Source organism: Alkalibacterium sp. s-m-28 (assembly GCF_054658175.1).
Window position 1 is genome coordinate 16,637 of record NZ_BAAGIQ010000015.1, and the last position, 20,679, is coordinate 37,315.

Consider the following 20,679-nt stretch of genomic DNA (forward strand, 5'->3'; position numbering starts at 1 on the left):
TGTAAACACATAAAAATGCATTCCTCATTATTATCCTTAAACCAGGAAACAAAATGGGGAATGCATTTTTAGGAAACTATCTTCAGCTCCCTGACATTTGGTTTGTCGGATTGACTTATAGCAACGGGTATTTTACTACGAATAGACAATACATCTTAAGTGAAAATCACAACTTAATCAGGATAAAAGTCATCTGGTTTTTAACCAAGAGTAGATACGGTGATTTATTTAAAAGCTTTCGGTTCTTTTTAGGGTATTAAACGCGTTGTCGCCCTTGAAGACGATAGAAGCAGACGTTCCTTTATCCTCATAAGATTCGACTAAAATGGTATGGTGAAGTTTTTCAGCAATGGTATGGGCCAAATATAATCCTATGCCAGTAGAAGACTGCTGAACTCTCCCATTATCCCCAGTAAATCCTTTATCGAAGATTCTGGGAAGGTCATGGGAACTAATCCCAGGTCCATTGTCTTTAAAAGTCAGATAAGTAGAATCCACATCAGTGTGGCCGATCAGAATTTTAATCTCTTCGTTCTCAGGACTATATTTTACTGCGTTAGATAGGAGTTGCCTTATTATGAAGCCACACCATTTCCGATCTGTGATCACTTGTTTAGTCTCATCTGATAGTATAGTGACAGATAGATTTTTTTCTCTGAACCAAGTAGATAACGATTTTATCTCCTCTCTGACTAGTTGCTGAATGTCAATGTTCTCAGATATTAAATCATTTTCCAGATCCGACATTCTGGATATATATAACTGACGGTCCAGCAGCATATTGATCTGCAGCCAGGACGGTTCTATTTTGTGCGCAAGGGGATTAGAAGGGTTGGAATCTAAAGTTAGCTTAATAGCAGTTAATGGTGATTTTAAATCGTGGACCCATGAAACTAATGCATTTTCTTCCATTCTATGATCGTTCTTGGACTGCTGTGCGTTCTCTACATGATAAGACTGAACAGCCTGGAGCAAGTCATAGACTTTATGATCCATTGTTAGGGGGTCAGGTTCTGGAATATCACTCATCCAGTTATCAGGATAGCTGTTAGAAAGGATAAGTAAATGATGGATATAAGCTGTCTCTGTTTTATACCGCCAGACAGTAAAGCCTATCATAAGACTGACAAGTAATAGATTTAAGTAAATTAATGAGGCCTTCTGTATCTGTATACCGGCGTCTGTAATAATAACGAAATTAGTCAGCAGAATAAATACCAAAAAAAGTACGATCCAGCTTTTTCTTGAATTTAAATAGTTTTTTAGCATATCACTTTTCCTTTACAAAGTCACAGCCATATAGCCCTGGCCTTTTTTTGTCAGTAAGGCCTTTGACAGGCCCAAAGGTTCTAATTTCTCGCGGACTCGTTTAACATTGGCTGTCAAGGTATTATCATTAATGTACTGGTCATCATCCCAAAGTAATTTCATAAGCTCTTGTCTCGACACAATAGTATTGGAGGCATTCACTAACACACTTAAAATAAAACATTCATTTCTAGTAAGGTTTAGTGTTACATCGTCTTTCTTTATTTCTCCACTCTTCAGATCAATAACAGCATGATTCCATTCAAGGATGTCAATTGCAGCTTCCTCATAAGAGTATACTCTTCTGAGCAGGGACTTGATTTTGGCTATGAGAACTTCCATGTTAAATGGTTTCTGAACATAGTCATCTGCGCCTGTATTCATTGCCATGACCATATCCATGGGATGATCCCTCGAGGATAAAAAAATAATAGGTACTTTTGAAACATTTCGAATCTCTCTACACCAGTGGAACCCATCGTATTGTGGCAGCTGGATATCGATCATGACGAGATGAGGCTGTTCGGAAGAAAAAGTGCGCATAATTTGTGAAAAGTCTGTTGGACTGCATACCTCATAAGACCATCGACTTAGTTCTGACTTTAAAGAATCAAGAATATACCGGTCATCTTCAATTATCATTATTTTCATGCTGATCACTCCCTGAAGTTGATGCTCAGTACCAACTCATTTATCTAACATGGTACTACAAAAAGTTTCAATAGTGTATAGAAAGTATGAAGGGCGATCAGATGATGAGTAGGAGAAACAAATTTATTTACTTTAAAGTAAACAAGTTAATTAATTGATTGCTGAATAGACCTTAGGAAAAACTTGCGTAACAAATGATTTTGTAATTGGTAACTTGTTGTATAATAAGATAGATATTAAACACTAAAAGATTAAAGAAAACGAGCGAGGTGCCATAGTGAAATTATTAGTAGTAGAAGACGATACAATTATTGCATCAGGTCTGACTTATTCACTGGAAAACGAAGGCTTCGATGTGACCTACTGTGAAAATGTCAGACAAGCCACCCAGGCTATCAGCAAAGAGTCGTTTGACCTGTGCCTTCTGGATGTCTCTCTTCCAGACGGCACAGGTTATGAGTTGTGCAGAAAAATTCGGCAAGGGAGCGATACTCCCGTTATTTTTCTGACAGCGCATGCTGATGAAGCAAACGTCGTCATGGGCCTGGATATGGGAGCGGATGACTATATTGCCAAACCGTTCCGTTTAAGAGAGCTGTTATCAAGAATCCAGTCCGTACTTAGACGTTACAATAAAGATCACAAGTCAGCCTCTCTTTTTACCTATAAAGATTTACGTGTCAATACGAAGGATGCAAAAGTGTATAAAGGAGAGACGGAAATCCTGCTGACCGCTCTTGAGTACAGACTCCTTCTGGTGTTCATCAATCATCAGGGGCATGTGCTTTCAAGAGATCAGCTTCTGGATAATATCTGGGATGTGGCTGGCGATTTTGTTAACGACAACACACTGACTGTGTACATCAAACGTATACGGGATAAACTGGAAGATAACCCGCAGGACCCTCAGCTTATTAAAACAATCAGAGGACTGGGCTATAAATTAGGAGACTGACTATGATACGAAACAGAGAAATCAGACTGCATCTTATCGGCATGGCTGGTCTGGCGGCCACAGCTACACTCATCACGGCATGGATCCATCCACTTTCGGGACTCATAACAGTAATTTTTTCAACCGGTATGATTGTCTATACGATGCTTTATTCCCATAGGCGCTACAAGGACCTTGAGCATCTGGCATGGTATCTGAGAAAAATCAGCAACGGCAATGATCAGATGGATATCCGGGACAACAGCGAAGGAGAACTCAGCATACTTAAAAGCGAAATATATAAAGTGACAATGATGCTTTCAAGGCAAGGGGACTACTTGAAAAAGGATAAGAAACGGCTGGCGGACGCACTGTCGGATATTTCTCATCAGCTGAAGACGCCACTGACGTCGATGACGGTCATGACCGACCTGCTGAGTCAGAGTACTCTGACGGAAGAAAAGAGGACAGAGTTCACCAAGAATATCGTCAGGCAGCTGGAACGCATGGACTGGCTCTTGAGTGCGCTTCTGACCCTGTCAAAAATCGATGCGGGGACACTGGAATTCAAGAGGAATCCTGTCAATGTGTCGAAACTGATTGATGAAGCACTTAAGCCCCTAATGATCATGATTGATATCAAGGACCAGTCTCTTGACCGGGTTATAAATGAATCGGTTGAACTGACGGGAGACTTTAACTGGCTGAGAGAAGCACTGGTGAATATCCTGAAAAATTGTATTGAGCACACCCCTGTATCTGGGCGTTTAAGTATTCATGCGGAAGAGAACCCTATCTATACTGAAATCATAATTAGCGATTCGGGTCCTGGAATTCATAAAGAGGATCTGCCATATATATTCAATCGTTTTTACAAAGGAAAACATGCGGGCAACGACAGCATAGGCATCGGCCTGGCCATGTCCAGAAGCATTATAGAAAGTCAGAATGGAACGATAACTGCAGAAAATAGTTCCCATACAGGCGCCCGGTTCGTCATTAAATTATATAAAACGAAAGGTGACTGATTAGTCACTTAAGAGTCACTTGAGTGTCATTATGGATAGATATACTCAAAATATAGAAAGATAGGAGGAGAAATTATGGAAATCGTAAAAGTTGAGAATCTGTCCAAACATTATCAGAGTGGGGAAACAACCGTCAGAGCATTGAATGACGTCTCATTTTCAATTAATAAAGGAGAATTTGTGGCCATTGTCGGCCCGTCCGGTTCAGGCAAGTCTACACTTCTGCATATGCTGGGAGGGGTTGATGAACCGAGTAGTGGTAAAGTCTATATCGATCAGACAGACGTCTATGATTTAAACGAAACACAGCTGTCCATCTTCAGACGCAGACAGATTGGACTGATCTATCAGTTTTATAATCTGATACCAGTGCTGACAGTCAAGGAAAACATTGCCCTCCCTTTGAGGCTGGATGGTCATGACTTGGATGAAGACAAGTTTCAGCGCATTGTGTCACTACTGAATCTTGAGAATCGTCTGAACCACTTGCCAAATCAGCTTTCGGGCGGGCAGCAGCAGCAGCGGGTATCTATTGGAAGAGCGTTGGTAAGCAATCCGTCAATCGTTCTGGCTGATGAACCGACCGGAAACTTGGACAGTAAAAACAGTCAGGAAATTGTTTCTCTACTCAAACTGTTTAATCGGACCTTCAAGCAGACACTAGTCGTGATTACCCATGATGAATCGATTGCTCTCCAGGCTGACCGAATCATAACAATCGAGGACGGTCAGATCAGCAGGGACGAGGTGATCAGACCATGACCATTATGCAGAAAGTCACCTTGAAGCAGCTGTGGCTCAATAAGAAAAGAACAGCTATAACGATCTTCGGGGTTATTGTGTCGGTAGCAATGATTACTTCCGTCATCACTTTAAGCCAGTCCTTTCTCGACATGATGCAGAGACAAGCCATTGCCGACACCGGAGAATGGCATGTCAAATATGAGTCGGTCGACCAGTCCCAGCTCGAAAGTATTGTAGAAGATAGTAATACAGATGAGGTACTGATAGAACAGGTTGAAGGCTATGCGCTGCTTGAACAAAGTCAGAACCCCGCCAGACCGTACATCTATATCAGCCGTTTTAATCAGGAATCGTTCAGCCATTTCCCGGTAGAGATGGTCAAAGGCCGTCTGCCGGAAAATGAAACGGAACTGATCATGCATGAGGCATTCTGGCTTGAAGAGAATGACCCTATCAGTATTTCTGATCAACTGACACTGGACATCGGTCAACGGACAGCCGCTTCTGATTCGGGAGAAGATCTTGAGCTGGGTCAGAACAGACCACTGAATTATGGTGGTGAAACGGAATCGCTTCTAGTCGAACAGACGCGAGAGTACACCGTCGTCGGTGTGTACCGATGGACGGGTTGGCAGACTACAACATCTCCAGCATATTCGGCTTTATCTTACACAGATGGGCAGCTTGCATCGGGTCTGCAGGCGAATGCATTTGTGCAGCTGGGTAGACTGGACAGAGGGCTCTTTGACCATGCCAAAGCTCTAGCTTTAAGAGAAGGCATCGACGAGGTTGAATTCAACGATACGCTGCTGAGGTATGCGGGTGTAGTTGCGAGTGATAGAATCAGACGAATGATCAGTGTTCTGTCGGTCATCATTCTCACCATTATTGTGCTGGGGTCCATTTCACTCATTTACAATGCGTTTGCCATATCTGTTTCGGAACGCTCAAGGCAGCTGGGTATGCTGTCAAGTATCGGCGCTACCAAGAAGCAGAAACGCAATACAGTATTATTTGAAGGGGCAGTGATTGGCGCAGTCAGTATTCCTTTAGGGCTTGCGGCAGGTCTCGCAGGGATGCAAGTGACATTTTGGGTGATTAATACTTCTCTTCAGGAAGTGCTGTCGGTTTCTCAGGATTTGAATGTCGTCATATCATTCTGGGGGATAGCAGCGGCAGTAGCTGTCTCATCATTGACGTTGATGGGGTCCACGTATCTGCCGGCAAAAAGAGCATCGAGCATGACGGCAATTGAAGCAATCCGTCAGTCAGAAGATATAAAAATGACAGTCAAAGATGTCAAAACCCCATATCTTGTTAACCGACTGTTCGGGATAGAAGGGGAGCTGGCACTTAAGAATCTGAAACGGAACAAAACAAGTTACCGTGCCATTGTGCTGTCTCTGGCAACGAGCCTTCTTCTGTTTTTAAGCGTAACGTATTTCACCACGAGTTTTTCAAAATCCATGGAGATGAGTCAGGAAGGCATCGCTTATGACATAAGCGTCACTGTGCAGGCTGAAGATCGTTCAGGAGTTAGAGAAGTGAGTAATCTGCTCAGAACCCTTGAAGGTGTCGAGGCATTCAGTACCGTTTCTGTACTCGATGCCAGGACATGGATCGACGAAGAGGACGTGCCTTCCTACTATCTCGACCAGATGACGGAGGATAGTGTTGATGGGCGGTATCCTTATTATGTGATGGTCAATGGACTTGATGATCATACCTTACAGGCGTATGCAGAAGAGAACGATCTTGATATGAGCAGACTGACTGACAGCACTGATCCGTCAGCTGTACTGATCGATCTGATCCGGTACGAAGAAAGCGGGACGAGTAACATTGTCGAGCGTACAGCCGTTAATACAGCTTCTGGAACGGATCTGGAATTGGAAGAGTATGTTATGGAAACGGAGGACTATCAGCAGCTTTCGAATATTGAAGTAGCTGACACATCTGAACGTGTGCCTCTAGGAGTCAGTCTGAACATTTTTCCGGGATCTTTCCATCTGATTGTATCGAATGTGGTCTTTGATCAGCTGATGGACTCAGTCGAAAATGAGCAGATCGCATCAGCGACCGTTTATCTGGCAAGTGACGATCCGATTCAGCTGCAGCGCAGCATTGAAGAAGTCAGTCGCACATATGGTCAAGGGATCCAGCTCTCATTTTACAATGTATATGCCCAGCGTCAGCGAGAAGAGCGGATGATGACTTTGGTCACAGTGTTTACCAGCGCATTTGTCCTGCTCATTACAGTCATCAGTGCGGCAACCTTGTTCAATACTGTATCGACGAGCATCATCTTGAGAAAAAGGGAATTTGCTATGCTGAAGTCTATGGGAATGACAGAAAAAAGTTTCAGCAAAATGATCAGGCTGGAAAGTCTGTTCTATGGAATGAAGTCAATTCTGCTTGGTCTGCCAATCAGTGTTCTCATCATGCATGCTATTTATCGGCAGTGGGCAGTCAAATTCATTTATGCCTTCGAGCTGCCTTGGGCGGCAATGGCTGCAGCAATCATAGGTGTATTCCTCCTCACAGGTCTATCAATGATCTATGCAAGCAGGAAACTGCATCAGTCTTCAATCATTGATTCACTCAAACAGGAAAATATTTAGCATCATTTAATACTAACAGATGTTAGATGACCGGAAGCAGTAGCTCTTCTGACTAAGAAAGAAGGTCAGGGGAGCTTTCTGACTGCACCTGACTGGCTTTAGATAGGAAATGATGTATACTGTAGATAGAATGATCATTCTATTTTAGAGGTGAGAGATGTGAGTAAGAAAAGAGAAGCCATAGTCGAGCAGGCAGAAAACTTGTTCTATAATGAGGGGTTCCATGCTGTCGGAATCAAACGTATCGTGTCTGAAGCGAATGTATCGATCATGACCCTCTATAATCATTTTGAATCCAAGGAACAGCTGATCATCGAAGTACTCAATCAGAGACAAGACCGTTACCTGTCTTCAATCAGGCAACGTATTGAGCAGAATGAATCGTCCAATTCAAAACAGCACCTCGCACTAGCTATTGCTGAGGCCCATATAAAATGGCTCAAAGCCAATAAGAATGGGTGTCTCTTTCTGAGAGCAAAAGAGGAATACAGCCTTGAGAACAAGGAAATCAGTTCCTTAGTTGAGTCACATAAGTCTTATATGCTGAATTATCTTGAGGAGTTAGGTCTGACTGAGGGAACCCAGGTACAGGTCACCATGCTTCTGGAAGGGGCAACATCTTTGGGCGTGACATTTGACCTTGATCAAATCGAAGACCAGCTCATCCGATCAATTAAAAGATTAATAGACTAATATTAGAAAAAGTCGATGAGACAATCGGCTTTTATTATGAAATGAAAGTAGAATGAACGTTCTATATAAAAGGAGAGTCTTATGCTTAAAATAATCGCTCCAAGTACAGCAATGATTGCAGTCAATTACACCTTTGCCCGATTCAGTTTTGGATTGTTTCTACCGTATATCATCGCCTCTCTGTCGTTGTCAGAACAGGAGGCTGGGTATGTGGGAACGATGGGGTATCTCTCATTTACGCTCGCCCTATTAGTGTCTTCCAGTCTAATTAAGACAATAGGGACCTTTAAAGTGACTCAAATAGCGGGATTCAGTGCAGTGACCGGACTTGCTGGGATTGCGCTGGCTTCAAATGTATATATTTTAGGTCTTGGAGTCTTTACTGCAGGATTAGGTAGTGGCCTCAGCTCCCCAGTATACAGCAGGATTGTTGATCAGTCCTTCTCAGATGAATGGAAAGACCGGGGAAACAGCTGGATCAACAGCGGGACGAGTTTCGGGATGATCATATCAGGACCCGTCGCACTCTTATTTGCAGCTTACTGGCGAAGAGCGTTTCTATTTTTTGCTCTCCTTGCTCTGGTCGTATCTCTATGGAATGCCTGGGCTATACCTGACTTCAAGTCAAGCAAGGAAACAGTCAAGAAGACGAAACTAACAGTCACACACCTGTTCAGCAGAGGGAATCGACTGATTCTTGCTTCACTTGTAACCGGTCTGGCCAGTGCGATTTTCTGGACATTTTCAAGACAGGCGGTCGTAGTGAATCATGGCTTTACAGATAGTACAAGTGCGCTGTTCTGGGTAACGATGGGGGTGGCCGGAATTGCAGGGGGACGAGCAGGCAATCTTATTGAATCAAGAGGCATACAATACGCCTTCCGTCTATTTCTAGCTATACTCAATGTGGCCATTATGATGCTTGCTGCGCCAATTGGCTGGACCGCTTATCTGTCTGCTGTACTTTACGGGATCGCCTATATTGCGGTGACGGGGAGTCTGCTTGTCATTGGAACGCGGCAGTTTCCGCATGCCCCTCAAACAGGTGTAAGTCTTGCTTTCCTCAGTCTCGGAATAGGTCAGACGATAGGAACATCTGTTGCCGGATTAGTAATTGGATGGACAGGGTATCCAATGTCCTTTCTTCTGTTTGGACTAGCTGGCTTTTCCGGTCTGTTCATCTCTTTCCATAAAAACGCGAATTGAAGACTTGGGGGAATTTGTACTGTACTATAAGGAATAAAAAATAATCGTTCTCTTTCCGATAACATGTTAGTATTAAAGTAGAAAGACTATAGACAGTACAAAAGGAGAATGACAGTGAAATTTATTACATGGAATATCGATTCTTTAAATGCTACGCTGACGAGTGATTCGGCACGGGCGTTATTATCCCGCGAGGTCATGAAGACCATCATAGATCTGGACCCCGATGTTCTGGCCATTCAGGAAACCAAACTTCCAAGAACGGGCCCTTCTAAAAAACATGATCAGCTGCTGAAAGACTTGTTCCCGGATTATACTTACGTATGGCGTGTCTCTCAAGAGCCAGCACGTAAGAGTTACGCAGGAACCATGTTTTTATATAAGAATAATCTGAACCCAGTCGTAACCTATCCTGAAATCGGTGCACCAGATACTATGGATATAGAAGGGCGCATGATCACGCTTGAATTTGACACTTTTTACCTGACTCAAGTATATACACCGAATGCCGGATCCAATCTGGTTCGCCTAGAAGAGCGTCAGGAATGGGATAAAAAATATGCAGATTACTTAGCTGGACTGGATGAGAAGAAAGCCGTTATCGCAACTGGTGACTTCAACGTGGCTCACAAAGAAATCGATCTGGCTCACCCAAACAACAACCGTCGATCCGCAGGCTTTACTGACGAGGAGCGTGAAGGCTTTACAAGGTTGCTGGATAAAGGCTTCACAGATACTTTCCGTTATATTCATGGAGATGTCACTGGTCAGTACTCATGGTGGAATCAGCGTGTGAAAACAAGTAAAGTCAATAACTCAGGATGGAGAATCGATTACTGGCTGGTCAGCGACAGACTGGCTGACAAAGTACTGAAATCTGACATTATTGACTCAGGTACACGACAGGACCATACCCCATTGTTACTGGAAATCGACTTAGACAAGTAAACGTTGGTTTTATGCAATTTGAGCTTATTAGTTAAAGTAAAAGACCGATTATCCGGATAAGGTCTTTTACTTTGTTTTTTTATTGGTGGCGAATGAACCATAAATACATATATGGTTCATTAAGAGAAAAACCAGGACCTTTAACAGACTATAAATTTGGATATGAACCATTCGCTGGTAAGAGAAGGAGCTGAATGTGCCATAAATCCGCTTATGGCACATAAAATCAAATCCAGAGCCAAGCTAAAACCAGATATAGAACATACTCGCTGATGAGCGAGTATGCCCAGCCTTAAAAAGCACTTCAGACTATCAAATCACTTAAAGATGAATGTATCATTACTGAATTTATTCTGTTAAAAGCTGAGCAAGTGATTGTCTTTGCCCTTAGTTAGGACTATAATAGCGTCAACAGATTCTGGCAAATAGATTGATAGGTCTTGCCGGCAAGCTGATTAAACATGAAAAGAGAAGGTGTTCTTATATGAACCACACAATCGAGGGGAAGTACCCAGTGTTAAGATGCTATTTAAATAGAGGAGAAACTATTCTATGCAGTGCCGGCAACATGTCCTGGATGACTGATGGTCTCTCACTTGAAACATCCAGCCGCGGGGGACTATTCAAAGGACTGACTAGAGCAATGACAGGAGAAGGGGTGTTTCAGAACAGGTACAGAGCGAATGAAGACGGTCAGGAAATAGCTTTAGCTGCATCACTGCCTGGAGAAATTATACATATCGAAATGAGAAACCAGACGGTCATTGCACAGAAGAGTGCCTTTATAGCGTCATCTGAACAAATCGATTTTGAAGTAGTCTTTACCAAACGGTTTTCAGCTGGTCTAATTGGAGGTGAAGGATTCATCCTGCAGAAATTTAGTGGTTATGGCGACTTGTTTTTAGAAGCAGACGGTTCACTTGTCGAGTATGACCTTCGTAGTGGAGAATCGATGCTCGTCGACCAGGGGCATGTCTTCATGTTTGATGAAACGGTCAGTTATTCAATTGAAACCGTCAAGGGTCTGAAAAACATGATGTTCGGAGGAGAAGGGGCTTTTCTTGTTAAACTTTCTGGACCAGGAAAAGTTATGCTTCAGACCATGCCGATCAGTAACTTGGCTGATAAGATTATTCCCTTCGTTCCAGCTAGTAATTGATTCTTACAAGAGTACAGCAGTCCAATCCAGCTTGAATACAAATAAGGAGGGAAAGGAATCAATGGCTGAAATCGTCATAATCTACACATCTGAAACAGGGATGACGAAACAGTATGCAAAATGGATCAGTAAGGAACTTGACAGTGACTGTCTGGTTCTTGAAGAAGTGAAGGCTGAAGAATTTTTGCATGCTGACCTGATTGTCTTTGGAGCAGGTATACGAGCTGGACGCATGCGTAAGCTCAAATCCTTTCATTCTAAAATGAATAAATCAGGATGGTCTGGACCGGTTGTATACTTCGCTACTGGGGGAGCACCATACGACGAACAGACTGTCAGGGCTATCGTTGCCAACAGTTTTCATTCATCAGAAGCATATTCAGTACCTTTTCACTATTTTGAGAGCGGATTGAACTTTGAAAAAATGAAGATCAGATCCAGAGCCATAATGAGAGTGTATAAAATGATAATGGATGGGAAAAAGGAGAAGTCAGAAGCAGCAATGGGGACAAGACAAGCTTTGAATGGATCCTACGACCATTCCAGCCCGGACTATATTCGTCCCCTGATCAAAGATGTTCATAAAAGGATAAATGTCTGATTTTACAAGCTGAAATGGAATCAAAACACTCATTAGAAGGGCCGCTAGGAGACCTTTCTCATGAGTGTTTTTTTATAAAAAATCAGTAAGCTTTTCAAGTTCATCGAGCTGATCATGTGTATCTGAATAAATCCTGGTCAGTCTGTATCAGGCTGAGCGGAAATATGGCTAGTAAAAGTACTATATAGACATGAAATTAGATGCAAAACCTGCCTTATACTGGTATGATATAAGAAATTAAATAACAACTCATATAGAGCAGTTCAAATTGTTTATGTACAAGTTAATGAAGGAGAATGACCGGTGGTTAATAAAGAAGAAGGGTTTGCATTATTCAAAGGCAGAAGAGCTGTTCTCGCAACGATGCATAAAAAAGAGCAAGTCATCGCTCCAGTTATGGAGAGTGAGCTAGGTATTCATATCCAAGTGCCGGAAGGTTTTGACTCTGATCGTTACGGAACCTTTACTGGAGAAATAGAGCGAACGGGAAACCAGCTGGAAGCGGCCAGGCTTAAAGCTGAAGCTGCAATAGAATTAACTGGATGCACCTTGGCTGTGTCGAGTGAAGGATCTTTTGGCCCGCACCCGATGATTCCTTTTCTACCGTGCAACCGTGAAGTTGTAATGCTGTTAGATAAAGTTCAGAACCTGGAAATCATTGGAACAGCAATTACGACACATACCTATTTTAAACATAAAGTAATTTCGAGCTTTGAAGAAGCCTGCAGCTTTGCTGAATCAGTTGAATTTCCAGATACTGGAATCGTAGTTAAAGTAAAGGAACAGTCCGTAGACCCGGACGATATGATAAAAGGCATCACCTCCACGGACCAGCTGAAGGAAGCTGTGCAGAAGGCATTGACTAAGTCATCAGATGGGACGATATTCATTGAAACAGATGTAAGGGCAATGTATAATCCCAAGCGTATGAAGAACATCGAAGCAGCTACACGAGACCTGGTAAAAAATATTCTTTCCACTTGTCCTGCATGTGAATGGCCAGGATACAAAGCAGTCAGCAGCAAAAAAGGGCTCCCTTGTGAATGGTGCAGACGGCCTACAGGACTTACCCTCTCGCTGAAATATGAATGCACAAAGTGTGGATATAATAAAGAACAACTTTATCCAGAAGGAATAGAACAAGCTGATCCAGGTCAATGCAGTTACTGCAATCCTTAAACAGCTTGAAAGATAGTTGAGGTATCTTCTTTAAAACTAGGTGGTTTAAAGAAGATACCTCAAAATATAATAGAAGTAAAGAGTACGCGACACCTATATATCGGAGGCGACAGACATGAGTAAGTTTGGATGGGCTTACATCGGCTGTGGGGGCATTGCCAGAACTACGGCCAGCGAACTTGTACAGACAGATGACAATAAAATTGTAGCAGCATGGAACAGAACAAAGGAGAAAGCCAAGGGTTTTGTAAAAGACTTTGGAGGAAGAGTTTATGACACAGCCGAAGAGGCGATTATGGCCGATGGTGTCGAAGGCGTGTATGTTAACGTCAATGGTGATCAGCACGCCTATTACACTAAACTGGCGATCGACCTTGGGAAGCCTGTACTGTGTGAAAAGCCATTTACCTTCAATGAAAAGGATACAAAGGAGCTGCTTGGTTATGCAGCTGAAAAAGGAGTATATGTTTCAGAAGCCATGTGGACCTGGCACAATGATACTGCCTTGAAAGTCAAAGAATGGGTGGACGCGGGAGCTATAGGAGACATCGTGTCCTCAGATAGTGCGTTCGCCGTGCCTTTACTCAAACTGACAGATAATCCCAGACTGACGACTGCATCCATGCTGGGTGGAGCCTTGATGGATCTAGGCGTTTACAATGTCAGATATGCCTACGAACTGTTTGGAAAACCAGATCGAATCGACTGCGAAGCAGATATGCACGAGGTCGATCATTCGGAAGAGATCACCTTCCATTACCCTGACTTTAAAGCCACCATGCATGTCTCGATGTCAGAAGAGGGCGGCCACTTCTTTGAGGTGACCGGAACGAAAGGCTCGATTACTGTTCCTAAATTCCATATGGCAAAGGAAGCTGTGCTGAAGACAGACGATGGAGAAGAGCGATTCGAAACGGACGAGCTGCTCTATGGAAAGCAATTCTCAAACGTTGCTGAAGAAATCCGTTCAGGCAGAAAAGAAGGCGAAAAGATATCGGCGCACAGTACAGTCGAAGTCATGAGTCTGCTGGACGAATGCCGCAGACAGATGGGGCTCGTGTATCCGCAGGAAAAGACGGGAAATTAATCAGGACAATGAATAGTTAGAAAGGATGGGACCATGTCAAAAAAGCCGTACTTAGCAGCATTATCACTGTTACTGGCATCAACGATCGCTCTATCGGGATGTGAGCAGGACCAGGAGGATGTAAACCAGGAAGACGCAAATGAGATTCAGGAGAACGAACCTGAGGAAACTGACGAACAGAATGATGCAGACACTGACGATGAACAGGAAGGTGCGGAATCGGAAGAGTCTGCAGATACAGAAGAAGACGAGTCAGAAGAAGCAGAGGAAGAGGAGGCAGCATCTATTTTTGGTCTCCAGGAAGATTTGGTATACATCAGTGCTGACCGTCTGAGTGTCAGAGCAGACAGCAGTGAAGACAGCGAATCCCGTGGGAGCCTGTCCAAAGGAAATGAAGTGCGTGTACTGGATGAAGTGGAAAACGACGATGCGACCTGGTATCAGATTGCTCATCATAATTCGGATGTGAATGAGGGCTGGGTCTCTGCGGAATTTACGGTTAGTGATCTGAATGAGCTGCATGTGTCGACCAATTTTGATGATGAAGAGATGAATGAATTCTTCACCTCGCCGACCTTGTTCGAAGACAATCGAGTGGTTGCTTATTATGGCCACCCTAATTCAGAAATTATGGGCATCGTCGGGCGTCATTCTTTTGAAGATCTGATCGATCTGCTTGAAGAAACGACTCAGGCCTATGATGATGCTGATGAAGACAAAGGAGCGGTACCTGCCATCTATCTTGTCTACGGTACGGTTCAGCCTGGAGGCGTCGTTCATAAGATGAATTACGATCTGGTCATGTCCTACATCGAAGCGGCATATCAGCGAGGCGTCCTGGTTTATATCGATCATCAGATGGGACGCAACCATCCGACTTATTCAATTAATGAAATCCTGTCATTCTTGAGGTATCCGAATGTCCATCTGGCTCTCGACCCGGAGTGGCGGACGGAACGACCTATGCAGGAAGTGGGACACATTACTGGATCTGAACTGAATGGTGTGCAGGAAAGAATGCAGGAATACATTGAAACGCATGAGATTCAGGGAACGAGACAGTTTGTCTTCCATCAGTTTGTTGAAAAAATGATCGTCGATGTCGAAGATATATCAGCGGATTATGATCCGGTCCTTCTGGTCCACAATACTTCGGGATGGGGGGCACCTGAAGGCAAACGAGCGACACACGAAAAAGTTACCGAAGCCAGCGAGGTTCCATACAAAGGATTTAAACTCTGGTATCATTTCTCTGATCAGCCAGGCGTCCACTATGACAATCCGCTAATGACACCTGAAGAGGTTCTGGATCTTGATCCACAGCCAGGTCTGATCATTTACCAGTAATCTATCAGTTATACAAAGGGATTAACACTATAAGTAGATACCACCTATCAATCATCTAATCTCCATGGTATAATGCATCAGGAATCTAACGACTGGAACCTGATTAGGGGATGCCTTTAGATGCCTAATCTGGTCGTTACTCTATGGAGGTGTAAAGTAATGAATAAACGATGGACTATTGAAGAGATAAGAAAGTACGTAAACAACAATTCTGAAAGCACACTGCTGACCACGGAATACCGCGGGTTTTCTCAGAAACTGTCATTCAAATGTGCTTGTGGCAATACATTTGAAAAGACTTTTACAAAGTTTAAGAATAACGGGCAGCGCAAATGTGAGGTCTGCCAGCCACCCAAAACCTCTCGCTAAATCAATTATATTTCAAGCACTGATTTCATTTATAATGGAGTCAGTGCTTTTTGACACCAAGCCAATTAAATCTCTTTTTTCTTTGCTTCAATACTGGACATTTATAGATGAGGTGAATTCCCCCTAGTTTATGTCTTCTCAAGCATGTGACGACACCCGAAAACAGACATGTTTCCATCACACTTTGAACTTGAGAACTATCAAAATGTAAGTATAATTTGACAAATGAGCTGTAATCGTTAAAATAGATAGGGTTAGATAAAACGATTGTGATAAGCTGACCGTAATCAAAGAAATAATTAATCGATAAACTATGTTTAAAGTGAGAGGATTTAATATGAAAGAGAATTTCTGGAAAAACTTACCTAAACCCTTTTTTATTCTAGCGCCAATGGAAGACGTCACAGATGTCGTTTTCAGACATGTCATCGCTGAAGCAGGACGACCGGACGTCTTCTTTACTGAGTTCACGAACTCTGTCAGCTACTGTCATCCGGATGGCCGTGACAGTGTAAGAGGAAGACTGACATTCACTGAAGATGAACAGCCTCTGGTCGCTCATATTTGGGGAGACGAACCCAAGTATTTCCGTGAAATGAGTATCGGCATGGCTGAAGCAGGATTTGCCGGGATCGATATCAATATGGGCTGTCCTGTTCCAAACGTAGCCGGAAAAGGGAAAGGCAGCGGACTGATTCAGCGTCCTGAAGTGGCTGCAGAACTGATCGAAGCGGCGAAAGCAGGTGGGCTGCCTGTCAGTGTGAAAACACGTTTAGGCTACAGCAGACTCGATGAATGGCGCGAATGGATCGCTCATCTGCTGAGACAGGATATCGTGAATCTGTCGATCCACCTGCGCACAAAAAAAGAGATGAGTAAATACGATGCGCATTGGGAACTGATTCCTGAAATCAAAAAAATGCGTGACGAAATCGCACCGGATACTCTGCTGACGATTAATGGAGATATCATGGATCGCGAGATGGGACTCAAACTGGTAGAGAAAACAGGTGTCGATGGAGTTATGATCGGACGCGGAGTCTTTAAGAATCCGTTTGCTTTTGAAAAAGAAGCCAGAGAACACAGCAGTGAGGAAATGCTCGATCTGCTCAGATTGCATCTCGATTTATTCGACACTTACGGTGTGGAAGCAGGACGAGCGTTCAAACCGCTCCGTCGATTCTTCAAGATTTATGTCCGAGGGATGCGAGGAGCCAGTGAACTGAGACAACAGCTGATGGAAACAGTCACGACAGATGAAGTAAGAGTACTGCTAGATGAATTTGAAGACAGACTCAAGAGCTTTGAAGCTGAAGAAAGTGACCGGCCCGTAGAAAACCATGCATAACAGAGAGACTTTGCTGAAAAAGCAAAGTCTTTTTTATAATCAAGATCAGATGTATCAAATGACAGTCAGACTGGGGGAAGGTTAATGACCCATAAAGCAAGTTATTGTCTATTAGATGGAAATAAGTCTGGTCGAACATGCCAAAAAAATTTATATGGTCCATTCGGCACCCATATTAATTGACAACTGGAAGTGTTTCGCTTATGAGTCAGTTCAAATAGTTTCAGGGTCAGAGAGGCCCTGTCAAATTAATTATCGGGAGGAAAAAGTATGACAAGTTTAAGCGATACATACACCTTATCAAATGGTGTGAAGATCCCCATTCTAGGATATGGGACATGGCAAGTGACTGATCCTCAGGAGGCTGTTGATGGAGTAAAGAACGCAGTTAAAGTAGGCTATCGTCATATTGATACAGCTCAGATGTACCAGAATGAAGAATTTGTCGGTAAAGGAATCAAGGAAAGCGGTATCCCGCGTGAAGAGCTGTTTGTTACCAGCAAACTCAACAATATGAATCACGGCTACGACAGTGCCCGTAAGACAATAGAAGAATCACTGAAAAAACTTGATCTGGACTACCTGGACCTCTTTCTTATTCACTGGCCGGTTGTAAAAAATAACGGTGGAGACTGGAAACAGGATAATATTGACACATGGCGTGCGCTGGAAGACTTGTATGATGAAGGGAAACTTAAAGCGATCGGTGTCAGTAATTTTGCTGTCCCTCATCTGAACAATATTTTGGATAATTCCCGCATCAAGCCGATGGTCAATCAGATTCGTCTGCACCCAGGTGTTCTTCAGAAAGAAACCGTTAAGTTAAACCGTGAAAACGATATTGTCATCGAAGGGTGGTCACCCCTTTCTCCTATGAAATATTTAGGTGAAGATACGACTGTGCAAAAAATGACTGACAAGTACGGAAAATCCATTGCCCAGCTTTTATTGAGATGGGGTGTCCAGCATGGCTTTGTTACATTGACTAAATCTGTACATGCAGAACGGATTAAATCTAATGCTGATATCTTTGATTTTGAACTGACTGACGAAGAAATGACTTATTTTGATGGATTGACTTTCGATGAATTAAGCACACCAGAAGATTTTCAGGAAAGATAATAGGGTGATTATTTCTGTTAATGGTTAATTAAGTCAGAAATAAGACATTTTGAAAATTAATTAGGTTTTATTGCGATCATGTGTTACACTAGGTTTAACATATTGTAAGAGACATTTTACGAACTGTGTAATGCATTCCGAATTGGCCCTTAAGCAATCATGTAAATTTAAAGTGCTAAAGGCACGAGGAGGAATTTTATTATGGAAACAGGTACAGTAAAATGGTTTAACGCAGAAAAAGGTTTTGGATTTATCGAACGTGACGGAGCAGACGATGTATTCGTACACTTCTCAGCTATCCAAGAAGAAGGATTCAAATCTTTAGACGAAGGCCAAGCAGTAAACTTTGACATTGAAGAAGGCAACCGCGGACTTCAAGCAGCAAACGTTACTAAGGCTTAATAACCTAAACCAATATAGATGAAGGCAAGGCAGGACGATGAGTCCTGACCTTGTCTTTTTTATTTCTGATAATATATATATGATATTGAATGGCAGGAGTATATAATTTTCAATTCAATCGATGTATATCAATGGTCAGAGAGTGTTCAGAACAAGGGCAAAGACTGTAATACAATATGCTGTTATACGAAAAATAGATAGTTCATAATACAGTCACATGATATGATTATCTTTAAATTCCTCGTCAAACGTGTGAGGAGTTTTTTGGTAAAGGTTATGAATAACGGTAGAGTGAAAGTGAAGCAACTGAGTATTTTTATTCACGACAAAACTATATCAAGAATGGAAAATTATAAAACTTTTATTGTATTACTGCTTTAAACATGCTATTCTGATGAGCGATAATAATGGAGGGTTTATACATGATTAATAAATTTAAGTTCATATTTTTATCTTTACTGGGGTTCGTCTTTTTCCTAGTCCCATTTACTATCGGTGGAGAAAGACGTATTATGATTTCTCATATTATTTATCTGGTTACGGATAATATACTGGATTTATTCATAACATTTACAGCACTGTCGGCATGGATTGTTCTGATCGCCACAGTTGTGTTTCTGTTCTATACATCGGATAGCCGCTTTTTGAATGATATTTTTAAAACTACGCCGATCAATGTGGCATTGAGACTGATCGGATCCTTTTTATACTTAATGGTCGTTTATAACTGGTTTGAAGGGAACGCACTTGCAGATATGATTCTGGATCCAGATACTGGAGGACTGATGGCAGGGGAAGATGGCCTCTTGACGACATTATATATCACGTTTTTTGTTGGTATTCTAGCACTGCCGTTACTCACTCATTTTGGAATCGTAGAGTTTGTCGGCATACTTCTAGGTCCCGTAGTTGAAAAACTGTTCAGAGTGCCTGGGTATTCACTGATCGATGCAATTGCTTCATTTGTTGGTGATGGGACGATAGGTATTGTCGTAACAGATAAACAGTATCAGAGGGGATACTATAACAAAAGAGAGGCCTACATTATTGCGACAAGCTTCTCCATAGTCGGTATCGCTTTTGCGGCGGCTGTTGCGGATCTTCTTGGCTTCAGTGCAATTTTTCCTATATTTTATGGATCGATCGCCGTTGTAACTCTGATCCTTGCTTTCATTACTGCCCGACTGCCGCTTAAGAAATTCGAGCCGGAATACTACAAAGGCATAGAGCCTAAATCAGTAGAAGTTCCTGAAGACAAATCGATCATGGAGCACTCATATGAGGCAGCGATCGAGCAGGCAGAACAGACCTCTATCAAAGGGGCACTTTTAGAGGCACTGAAAAACATTGTGGATATCTATGTGGGATTCTTGCCTATTATTATGGCAGTGGGAACAATCTCCCTTGTCATTGCAGAATATACACCATTCTTCGACTTCATCAGTGCACCGCTTGTGCCCGTTTATGATTTCCTTGGTTACAGCAGTGAAGTAGCTGCTCAAATGGCACCCGCTTCACTAGCAGGTTTTGCTGATATGTATCTTCCAGCACTGTTCATCAGTGGAGCAGAATCTGAAGCTGCCCGATTTTTCATCGGAGTGCTGGCCTTTACACAACTCGTCTTCATGTCAGAGACGGGCATGATTCTGGTTAAAACTAAAATTGGCCTGAACTTCTGGGATGTAGTCAAAGTCTTCTTATTCAGAACAGTTTTATCCATACCTGTCCTGCTTGTTCTTACAAATATTCTGGGCTGGATGGGAGTCATCTCGTTTTAAACACATAACAGACAAAAAGGGACACTTTAAACTGGACCCCATGTCAAGGACAGTTTGATAAAAACCCCTTATAATTTATTATCGCTCCTTCTATGATAACGTCATAGGAGGAGCGATAATACGTTTAAGCCTGGATCAATACTTAGATTTTGGG

At 42.6% G+C, this 20,679-nt stretch carries 18 protein-coding genes; 16 read left to right on the forward strand and 2 right to left on the reverse strand.

Annotated elements, in window-relative coordinates; genetic code table 11:
- Positions 1–228: 228 nt before the first annotated feature.
- Both ACYQ4S_RS03795 and ACYQ4S_RS03800 read right to left on the reverse strand, forming a co-directional pair.
- Positions 229–1,269 carry a sensor histidine kinase gene (locus ACYQ4S_RS03795; RefSeq protein ID WP_459769461.1) on the reverse strand — a complete coding sequence of 347 codons (1,041 nt, stop codon included), beginning with the start codon at positions 1,267–1,269 and terminating at the stop codon, positions 229–231.
- Between the two features lie 12 nt (positions 1,270–1,281).
- Positions 1,282–1,959, reverse strand: a complete 678-nt coding sequence (locus tag ACYQ4S_RS03800; RefSeq protein ID WP_459769463.1) for a response regulator transcription factor — start codon at positions 1,957–1,959, stop codon at positions 1,282–1,284.
- A gap of 277 nt (positions 1,960–2,236) precedes the next feature.
- On the opposite strand from ACYQ4S_RS03800, the gene ACYQ4S_RS03805 reads away from it, so the two are divergent.
- The 16 genes from ACYQ4S_RS03805 (at position 2,237) to ACYQ4S_RS03880 (ending at position 20,525) form a co-directional block, all read left to right on the forward strand.
- Complete coding sequence (locus ACYQ4S_RS03805) at positions 2,237–2,914, forward strand: response regulator transcription factor (RefSeq protein WP_459769465.1); 678 nt, start codon at positions 2,237–2,239, stop codon at positions 2,912–2,914.
- Between the two features lie 2 nt (positions 2,915–2,916).
- The gene (locus ACYQ4S_RS03810) at positions 2,917–3,921 is read left to right on the forward strand and encodes a sensor histidine kinase (protein ID WP_459769467.1); all 1,005 of its coding nucleotides are present in this window, start codon (positions 2,917–2,919) and stop codon (positions 3,919–3,921) included.
- A 75-nt stretch (positions 3,922–3,996) separates the two neighbouring features.
- Positions 3,997–4,683: an ABC transporter ATP-binding protein gene (locus tag ACYQ4S_RS03815; protein ID WP_459769469.1), complete on the forward strand. Its 687-nt coding sequence runs from the start codon at positions 3,997–3,999 to the stop codon at positions 4,681–4,683.
- A complete protein-coding gene (locus ACYQ4S_RS03820) occupies positions 4,680–7,286 on the forward strand; it encodes an FtsX-like permease family protein (RefSeq protein WP_459769471.1) in 2,607 nt (868 codons plus the stop codon). Before ACYQ4S_RS03815 ends, ACYQ4S_RS03820 begins: the two co-directional genes overlap by 4 nt.
- A 159-nt stretch (positions 7,287–7,445) precedes the next feature.
- Positions 7,446–7,979 carry a TetR/AcrR family transcriptional regulator gene (locus ACYQ4S_RS03825; RefSeq protein ID WP_459769473.1) on the forward strand — a complete coding sequence of 178 codons (534 nt, stop codon included), beginning with the start codon at positions 7,446–7,448 and terminating at the stop codon, positions 7,977–7,979.
- A gap of 81 nt (positions 7,980–8,060) precedes the next feature.
- Positions 8,061–9,185: an MFS transporter gene (locus tag ACYQ4S_RS03830; RefSeq protein WP_459769475.1), complete on the forward strand. Its 1,125-nt coding sequence runs from the start codon at positions 8,061–8,063 to the stop codon at positions 9,183–9,185.
- A gap of 114 nt (positions 9,186–9,299) precedes the next feature.
- Entirely contained in the window at positions 9,300–10,133 is an 834-nt protein-coding gene (locus ACYQ4S_RS03835) for an exodeoxyribonuclease III (protein WP_459769477.1), read from the forward strand.
- A 484-nt stretch (positions 10,134–10,617) separates the two neighbouring features.
- A complete protein-coding gene (locus ACYQ4S_RS03840; RefSeq protein WP_459769479.1) occupies positions 10,618–11,292 on the forward strand; it encodes a TIGR00266 family protein in 675 nt (224 codons plus the stop codon).
- A gap of 61 nt (positions 11,293–11,353) precedes the next feature.
- Positions 11,354–11,893: a flavodoxin family protein gene (locus tag ACYQ4S_RS03845; protein ID WP_459769481.1), complete on the forward strand. Its 540-nt coding sequence runs from the start codon at positions 11,354–11,356 to the stop codon at positions 11,891–11,893.
- A gap of 303 nt (positions 11,894–12,196) precedes the next feature.
- Positions 12,197–13,072, forward strand: a complete 876-nt coding sequence (locus ACYQ4S_RS03850; RefSeq protein ID WP_346024298.1) for a DUF6671 family protein — start codon at positions 12,197–12,199, stop codon at positions 13,070–13,072.
- A gap of 115 nt (positions 13,073–13,187) precedes the next feature.
- A complete protein-coding gene (locus ACYQ4S_RS03855) occupies positions 13,188–14,159 on the forward strand; it encodes a Gfo/Idh/MocA family protein (RefSeq protein ID WP_459769483.1) in 972 nt (323 codons plus the stop codon).
- A 33-nt stretch (positions 14,160–14,192) separates the two neighbouring features.
- The gene (locus ACYQ4S_RS03860) at positions 14,193–15,506 is read left to right on the forward strand and encodes an SH3 domain-containing protein (protein WP_459769485.1); all 1,314 of its coding nucleotides are present in this window, start codon (positions 14,193–14,195) and stop codon (positions 15,504–15,506) included.
- A 706-nt stretch (positions 15,507–16,212) separates the two neighbouring features.
- Positions 16,213–17,223 (forward strand): tRNA dihydrouridine synthase, encoded by a 1,011-nt coding sequence (locus tag ACYQ4S_RS03865; protein ID WP_346024294.1) that lies wholly within the window; start codon positions 16,213–16,215, stop codon positions 17,221–17,223.
- A 270-nt stretch (positions 17,224–17,493) separates the two neighbouring features.
- Positions 17,494–18,345: an aldo/keto reductase gene (locus tag ACYQ4S_RS03870; protein ID WP_346024293.1), complete on the forward strand. Its 852-nt coding sequence runs from the start codon at positions 17,494–17,496 to the stop codon at positions 18,343–18,345.
- Between the two features lie 201 nt (positions 18,346–18,546).
- Positions 18,547–18,747, forward strand: coding sequence for a cold-shock protein (locus ACYQ4S_RS03875; protein ID WP_091266550.1), 201 nt, complete (start codon positions 18,547–18,549; stop codon positions 18,745–18,747).
- Positions 18,748–19,169: 422 nt separating this feature from the next.
- Positions 19,170–20,525, forward strand: coding sequence for a YjiH family protein (locus ACYQ4S_RS03880; RefSeq protein ID WP_459769487.1), 1,356 nt, complete (start codon positions 19,170–19,172; stop codon positions 20,523–20,525).
- Positions 20,526–20,679 lie beyond the last annotated feature (154 nt).